Here is a 7,636-nt window from a genome sequence, read left to right as displayed (position 1 = left end):
CCAAACTAGAGTAAATTTTAGTATTTTAAGATTTAAAGGTGAAGCTAGATTTATAGAAACTAAGTTTTTAGCCAAACAAGAAGATAATAAGATAATAGAAAATAATTTTAGAGAAGCAATTTTTGAAAATAAAGTTTCTTTTAATAGAGCTAATTTTAAAGCTAGAGTAAATTTTAGTATTTCAAGATTTAAAGGTGAAGCTAGATTTATAAAAGCTCAATTTTTAGCCAAACAAGAAGATAATAAGATAATAGAAAATAATTTTAGAGAAGCAATTTTTGAAAATAAAGTTTCTTTTGGCGGAGCAATATTCCAAGCTAGGGTAAATTTTAGTATTTCAAAATTTAAGGATGAGGTTAGATTTATAGATACAGTTTTTAAAGATAATGATTTTATCTTTAAAAATGTAGAATTTTATCATGCTGAATTTATTTCTAGTGAAAAAGAAGATATAGAATCCGATCAGGAGCAAAAATATCATTTTAAAAATGTAATCTTTAAAGATGTTACAAGTTTTGAAAACTTAAATATCAGTGAGTTAAATTTTGAAAATGTGATATTTAATAATATAGTCGTTTTTAAAGATGTTAATTTCGTTTTAAATGATAAATCAAAAATCAATAAACCAAATTTTATAAATTGCACATTTTCTAATCAATTTAATATAGAACACAAATACATACAATATGATTTTGATGAAATCAAAGCTAAAATAAATTCAGATACCGAAAAGAACTATAAGGATTTGTTAAACTATAGGGATTTATTTAGAAAATTAAAGAGTAATCGCATAGCCCATCATAATCAAATTGATGCTTCAGAATTAAGAACACAAGAGCTTTATGCTAGAGAATTGGAACTAAAGTATAAAAAAGACAAAAGTTTGAAAGAAAAAATCGAGCGATGGCAGCTTATATTTTATCATCAGCTTTGCGATCATCATACGGACTTGATTCTAAATTTAAAATGGTTGATTATAGTTATAGGTTTATTTGCTTCGTTATATTTTATTTTACAAGTAATTCAAAATTTTGATATATTTCTTGCTTTAAATAAATATGGATTAATATTAAGTTTAATAGGTTTTATTTTAATAACAATTGTATATTATTTTCAAGATATTAAAAAATTTGATTTTTTTGCATGTGTTGCTTCGATTTTGGTTTTAAATGTGATTTGTTATAAGCCAAAATTAATTTTTGGTATAGCAAATCTTATCGGAGATAATACTCATAACGGTTTTGAAAATTTTTTGTTCACAGTTTATACTATAATTATAGGTTTGGTTGTCTTTTCACTCCAAAAAACCGCACGTAAAAATTCCATAGTGCCTAGCTAAATTTTAGGTTTAGCTAGGAAATACACTCCATTAGCGATCAAAACACAAATAAACATTACCAAAGCAAGGATTATTGGTGTATTTGCATTTATGGCACCGACAATGTAAGAAATCGTCCCAGCAAAGCCAAATTGCATAGCCCCAAGTATAGCTGAAGCTGTTCCGCTATTTTCTTTAAATCTTGCCATGGCCAAAGTCACAGTATTTGGCGCGATAAAGCCAAGCATAGCTATACTCGTAAAAAGGCTAAATTCAAAAAGAAATAAATTCGGGAAAAAACAAGCATTTACAAGCAAAACAATCGTCGATAAAAGCATAACCACCAAAGCTTTAGAGAGAATTTTTTTGCTTTCAAATTTTAAAACCAATCTCGCATTGATATTAGCACAGATGACAAATCCAAAGGCATTGGCTCCAAAAATCAGTGCAAATTTTTGCTCACTGATGCCAAAAAATTGCGTAAAAACAAAACTCGATCCAGCGATATAAGCAAACATTGCAGCCAGTGCAAAAGATACACAAATAACGCAGATGAAAAAAGCTTTATCGCTAAGAACGATTTTGTATTTTTTAAAAGCCTCATAAGGGCATAATTGTTTTTTATCAGCAACTTTGGGTGCAGACTCTTTAAGCCCAAAAAGTATCATTAAAAAAAGCGTGATCCCAAGGGCAAATAGCGTAGCAAAAATACTATGCCAAGAAAAATACTCGAGCAAAAATCCACCAAAAGTAGGTGAAAGCATAGGTGCAAGAGAGCTAAAAACCATCATCAAAGCAAAAATTCCCGTCGCTTCTTTGATCTCAAATAAGTCATTAATGATTGCTCTTGCGATCACAACTCCAGCACATCCTCCAAGAGCCTCAAAAAATCTTAAAGCGATAAAAGCATAAATATTGTCAATGATCACGCAAAAAAAGCTAGAGAGTATGAAAAACAAAATTCCTATTAAAGCAGGAATTTTTCGCCCAAAAACATCGCTTAAAGGCCCATATATAAGCTGTCCTAAGGCAAAAGCGATGAAAAAGCTCGCAAGGCTTAATTGGGTTAAAAAAGAACTCGTTTGAAAGCTTTGTTGCACGTGAGAAAGCGCAGGCAAATACATATCCGTAGAAAGTGGCGCTATGCTTGACATCAAAGCAAGGATGATAATAAGTTTTAATTTTTTAAAGCCGTGAATTTGTGTTTGTTTTTGCATAAATTCCCTTTTTAAAAAGTAAAAAGCTATAATTTAATATAATTTTTATAAAAAATCCATTTAACAAAAGGAAAGAATTTGCAAAATTTTCAAAATGAAAAAATAAAATGTCCAAATTGCGGAAATTTTATCGATATTAGCTTGGCTTTATACACTCAAATTTTAGACAAAGCTAAACTAGATATGCAAAAACAAAAGCAAGAATTTGAAAAAGAAGTCAATGAAAAAAGGGCGGAGTATTCTAAAATTTTATCCGAGCTAAAAGCACAAAAGGCCGAACAAGAAAAACTCATCAGTGAGCAAGTTAGCCAAAAGCTTGACATTGAAAAACAAAAAATCGAACAAGAAGCACTTTTGCAAAAGCAAATTTTTCAAAAAGATTTTATGGAGAAATTCGCTAAAGAACATGAAAATGAAAAGAAAATCATGCAAGAAGAGCTCGATAAAAAAAGCAAAGAACTAAGCGAACTTTTGACTTTAAAGGCTGAAAATGAAAGGCTAAAAAGAGAACAAAAAGAAAATGAAGAAAGATTAAAATTGCAAATCAAAGAAGAGGCTTTTAAAGAATTTAAAGAGCAGGAAAGAAAAAATTTAGAGCTAGAAAAGGAAAAAATTCGTCTTGAATTTCAAAGCAAAAATGAAGAGCAAGACATAAAATTTAAAGAACTTGAGATCAAATTTAAAAGTGTCACTCAAGAACTTGATGCGGCAAAACGTAAAGTCGAACAAGGCTCACAGCAACTCCAAGGCGAAGCGGCGGAACTACTCATCGAAGAATATATCCAAAATGAATATTTTAGCGATGAGGTTAAAGAAGTGCCAAAGGGTGTTAATGGGGCGGATTGTTTGCACATCGTTAAGGATGCTTTTGGAAATACTTGTGGCAAGATTTTATACGAGAGCAAACGCACCAAAGAATTCAATAAAGAATGGCTAGACAAGTTAAAACTAGATAGCATAGCTGCAAAAAGTGATATCGCGGTTTTGATCACAAAAACCATGCCTAAAGATAAAGAAAAAACGCATTTTAAAGAAGGAATTTTAATCTGCACTTTTGCCGAATTTAAAGGCGTCTTAGCTGTGCTTAGAGAAAGCATAATCAACGCTTACAAATTAAAAAATGCCTTGCAAAATAAAGATGAAAAAAATCATATTTTATATGAATATCTAAATTCTAAAGAATTTAACACTCAAATTACTTTTATACTTAAAACTTACCAAACCATGAGAGAAGAGCTTGAAGCTGAAAAAAGAGCCTTGCAAAATATATGGAAAAAAAGAGAAAGGGCTATTGAGAATTTAAGTTTTAATTCTACAGCTATTGTGAGTTCATTAAATGCGATATTTAGTGATTTAAAAGGTGAAAATTTAATCGGTGAAGAAGGGATTAAAAGTCTTGAAAATTTAGCAAAAGAAGATTGATTTGGGAGAGCCCCAAATCAATTATTCTCCTGGAAAATAGTTTGGATTTTTCCAAGGTCCGTATTTGACTTTGATGTATTCTTTAGGATCTAAATTTTGTTGTGGTGAAGCAAAATACTCAGGCTTTAAGGACGGAGATTTGCTATAAGCAGTATCAAGTCCTGCACGGTTTTCTGTTGTAACGATCGGCATTCTTACAAAGCCTGTATTAACATAAGCTGCGATATCTAAAGCATCACCATCACTTAAGATCGGATTGTCAGCACTTGCACCAAAAGGCATAGCAGATTTTAAAAATCTTGCCAAAAATGGGATCATAGCCATGTGTCCGCCATCAGGATAGATAAGCAATGATGGATATAAATGCCCAGTGCCTTTTTCATAGTTTGCATTTTTTACCCCTAGTCCTCTTTCTCCATGACAAGCGACGCAATTTTCTTCAAAAAGTTTTTTACCACGAACCGGATCGGCTGGACGATTTGGGAAATTCATCTTAGCAAAAAACTCACCTTGCAATTTCACTCCATCTTTGATACCATAGGCACTTTTTAGCCATTTAAAATACGCTAAAATCGCTTTCATTTCTTTAGAATTGTTAGGAAATTTATGAGAATCAGTTCCACCCATACCACGAATTCTATCCTCTAAAGAAATGATTTTCATGGTTTCTATGTCTAATCTTGGATAATTGTTCATAACATTTAAAAATGGGATCACGTATTTTTTTGTCCCTGGTAAGCCATTGCCATCATTATCCATGTGACAAGAGATACAATTAACCTCATTGCTTGTTTTTTTGAGTTTGCTATAAGGCCCTAAGGTGCTTTCTGTCTTACTTAAAAGCTTGATACCATAGCGGATTAAGTCTCCTTCTTTGCCTTTTGGCACGTCATTGATACTTAAATTTTTATTTGGCCATTCTTGTTCAGGTCTGTTTGAAAGCTCTTTAAAATAAGCAACTCCTTCTTTGTCATTTAGTTCTTCGCCTACTTTATAATCGCTTACATTTTTTGCATTTAGGCTTAAACCTAAACAAAGGCCTAACAATAAAACATGTTTTTTCATGAGTTTTCTCCTTAGTTTTGGTTATTTTATTCCATTTTATCACATTAAAACTTAAATGTTAAGTCTAAGTATTTAATATTACAAAATTTTGTATAGATTATATCGGCTAAAGAAATTTATTTTTGATGGAATTTAAATTTTTTTCTAAAATTTCAAAATTATCTTTTAAATTTTGGCTAAGATCGATAAAAAAAGGATTTTGCAAAGTTGCAATAAGAAAATAATTGTTTTTATTAAAGATATGATCTAGAGTGAAATTTTTGTTTTTAAGCTTGGCATAGATATTTTTTTCATCATTAAAATCATGTTTTTTGTTTGTTTTTAAACTCTGGAGTAAAATTCCACAAAAAAAATCTTTGTTTTCATTGATAAATTGCACATCATAGATTTTAAATTCCTTAAAATCAAAGCAATTTTGGCTTTTAAAATCTTTTAAATTTGAAACAAATTCCAAATTTAAAAAATCTTTTTGGCTTAAGCTCTCTTTTTTAAATTTAGCTCCGTAGCGTTTAAGAAAAAGATTAAGAGTGTTAATTTGCAATTCTTTTTTAGCAAGAATAAGTTTTTTAGAAGTGAAGCGAAAGAAAAAAATACCTACAAATACAGCTAAAATAAGAGATATCACCGCATCTCTTATAAAAACAAAAGCTAAAAATAATACGATCAAAGACTCAAAAACGCTTAAAATTTTTAAAATTTTCAAGCGTTTAGATATGAGAATTCTTTGATTTTCTAAAGCATCCATTAAGATTTTGCTTTTTCCATTCTTTTTCTTTGGGTTGGATCAAGATAGCGTTTGCGTACGCGGATATTTTGAGGAGTTACCTCTACGAGTTCATCTTCTTCTATCCACTCTAAAGCCCTTTCAAGACTTAATTTTCTAGGTGGAACAAGTTTTATAGCGTCATCGCTTCCACTGGCTCTAACATTGGTTAGATTTTTACCTTTGATAGGATTTACATCCAAATCATTTGGGCGAGAGTGTTCTCCTATGATCATACCGGTATAAACTTTAGTTTGAGGATCGATAAAAAGCACACCACGTTCTTGGAGATTAAATAAAGAATATCCCAATGCTACGCCATTTTCCATAGAAATCAAAGCGCCGTTATTTCTTTTTTCAACAGCACCGCTAAAAGGACGGAATTCTAAAAAGCTATGATTCATCACGCCTTCGCCCTTAGTATCGGTTAAAAATTGAGATCTAAAGCCTATAAGCCCACGAGCTGGAATTTCAAATTCAAGTCTAGTTTGCCCATCTCCTGTTGGCGCCATTGTTTTCATTTCAGCTTTTCTTTTGCCTAGTTTTTCTATCACAGCACCGCTAAATTCTTCTGGTACATCAATCACTAAATGTTCAAAAGGTTCGGTTTTTACACCATCTTCTACTTTTACAATAACTTCTGGTCTTCCCATGCAAAATTCAAAGCCTTCTCTACGCATATTTTCAGCTAAGATAGTGATTTGAAGTTCACCCCTACCGCTGACTTTAAATTTACCTTCGCCCGTGCTTTCATACTTCATCGCGATATTCGTTTTCATCTCTGCTTCTAGGCGTTCTGCGATTTTATTTGAAGTAACGTGCTTACCTTCTGTTCCTGCTAATGGGCCATCATTGACTGAAAAAACGATACTTAGCGTTGGCTCTTCTATGTGGAGTGGATCAAGCGGCATAGGATTGTTAGGATCTACAACGCTATCACCAACATCTAAAGCTTCAAAACCAGCTATCGCGACTATATCGCCACTTTTTGCCTCTTCAATATCCATTTTTTCTAAACCCATAAAACCTATAAGTTTAGAAATTCTGCCATTGACTTTTGTTCCATCAGCTTTTGCAAGCATTACATTTTGATTTTTTTTCACTACACCGTTAAAAATTCTTGCAATTCCTATCTTGCCCACAAAATTATCATAACCAAGCGTGAAAACTTGAAGTTGCAAAGGATTATCATTTGTGCCACTTGGCGCAGGAACTTTTTCAAGAATAGTTTGGAAAAGTGGCTCCATATTGTCACTTTCATCATTCAGATCTAATTTGGCATAACCATTTTTTGCGGCCGCATAAACGATAGGAAAATCAAGTTGTTCATCGTTTGCATCAAGTGCCACAAAAAGATCAAAAATTTCATTGATTACTCTTTCAGGATCGGCTGCTGGTTTGTCGATTTTATTGATCACGACTATAGGTTTAAGCCCTAAAGATAAAGCTTTTTTAACCACAAATTTAGTTTGTGGCATAACGCCTTCTTGGGCATCAACTAAAAGCAAAACCCCATCAATCATTTTCAAAACACGTTCTACTTCTCCCCCAAAATCGGCGTGGCCTGGAGTGTCTATGATGTTTATTTTTGTTCCTTTATAATTAATAGCAGTATTTTTTGAAAGGATGGTAATACCTCTTTCTTTTTCTATATCGTTACTGTCCATTACGCGTTCTGAAATTTGTTCTCTTTCGCTAAAAGTTCCTGATTGCTTAAGCAATTCATCTACCATTGTTGTTTTGCCATGATCAACGTGTGCAATAACAGCTATATTTCTGATATTTTCCAAAAGATTCTCCATTATTAAATTCAAAGCTAAGATTATATAAAAATTTTGCTTAATTTTAGAA

6 protein-coding genes are annotated in these 7,636 nt (G+C 31.9%); 2 read left to right on the top strand and 4 right to left on the bottom strand.

The window, feature by feature from the left end; translation table 11 throughout:
• Window positions 1–1,339: pentapeptide repeat-containing protein (locus tag H2280_RS03355; RefSeq protein WP_337215667.1), on the top strand; the 1,339-nt coding region annotated here is incomplete at its 5' end.
• Here the strand turns inward: H2280_RS03355 and H2280_RS03350 are convergent.
• Window positions 1,336–2,535 (bottom strand): multidrug effflux MFS transporter, encoded by a 1,200-nt coding sequence (locus H2280_RS03350; protein WP_137623178.1) that lies wholly within the window; start codon window positions 2,533–2,535, stop codon window positions 1,336–1,338. The genes H2280_RS03355 and H2280_RS03350 overlap by 4 nt on opposite strands.
• A gap of 78 nt (window positions 2,536–2,613) precedes the next feature.
• Here H2280_RS03350 and H2280_RS03345 point away from each other — a divergent pair, with 78 nt between their 5' ends.
• Complete coding sequence (locus H2280_RS03345) at window positions 2,614–3,957, top strand: DUF2130 domain-containing protein (protein ID WP_337195514.1); 1,344 nt, start codon at window positions 2,614–2,616, stop codon at window positions 3,955–3,957.
• Between the two features lie 21 nt (window positions 3,958–3,978).
• On the opposite strand, the gene H2280_RS03340 is transcribed toward H2280_RS03345, so the two are convergent.
• From H2280_RS03340 to typA, 3 genes are all read right to left on the bottom strand, one after another.
• Window positions 3,979–5,022 carry a c-type cytochrome gene (locus tag H2280_RS03340; RefSeq protein ID WP_337195515.1) on the bottom strand — a complete coding sequence of 348 codons (1,044 nt, stop codon included), beginning with the start codon at window positions 5,020–5,022 and terminating at the stop codon, window positions 3,979–3,981.
• A 106-nt stretch (window positions 5,023–5,128) separates the two neighbouring features.
• Entirely contained in the window at window positions 5,129–5,767 is a 639-nt protein-coding gene (locus H2280_RS03335) for a poly(A) polymerase (protein WP_337215666.1), read from the bottom strand.
• Window positions 5,767–7,575, bottom strand: a complete 1,809-nt coding sequence (gene typA / locus H2280_RS03330; protein WP_337195517.1) for a translational GTPase TypA — start codon at window positions 7,573–7,575, stop codon at window positions 5,767–5,769. Before typA ends, H2280_RS03335 begins: the two co-directional genes overlap by 1 nt.
• Window positions 7,576–7,636: the final 61 nt, after the last annotated feature.

It is taken from the genome of Campylobacter sp. 2457A, assembly GCF_020135895.1.
In the GTDB taxonomy this organism is placed as follows: domain Bacteria; phylum Campylobacterota; class Campylobacteria; order Campylobacterales; family Campylobacteraceae; genus Campylobacter_D; species Campylobacter_D taeniopygiae.
Note: the sequence above shows the minus strand (reverse complement) of the source record. Positions and strands in the feature narration are given on the sequence as shown.

Bases quoted from the DNA above. Each gene is read 5' to 3' on its own strand.
- H2280_RS03340 (WP_337195515.1), bottom strand. From the start codon at position 5,022: ATGAAAAAACATGTTTTATTGTTAGGCCTTTGTTTAGGTTTAAGCCTA.
- H2280_RS03350 (WP_137623178.1), bottom strand. From the start codon at position 2,535: ATGCAAAAACAAACACAAATTCACGGCTTTAAAAAATTAAAACTTATT.
- H2280_RS03335 (WP_337215666.1), bottom strand. From the start codon at position 5,767: ATGGATGCTTTAGAAAATCAAAGAATTCTCATATCTAAACGCTTGAAA.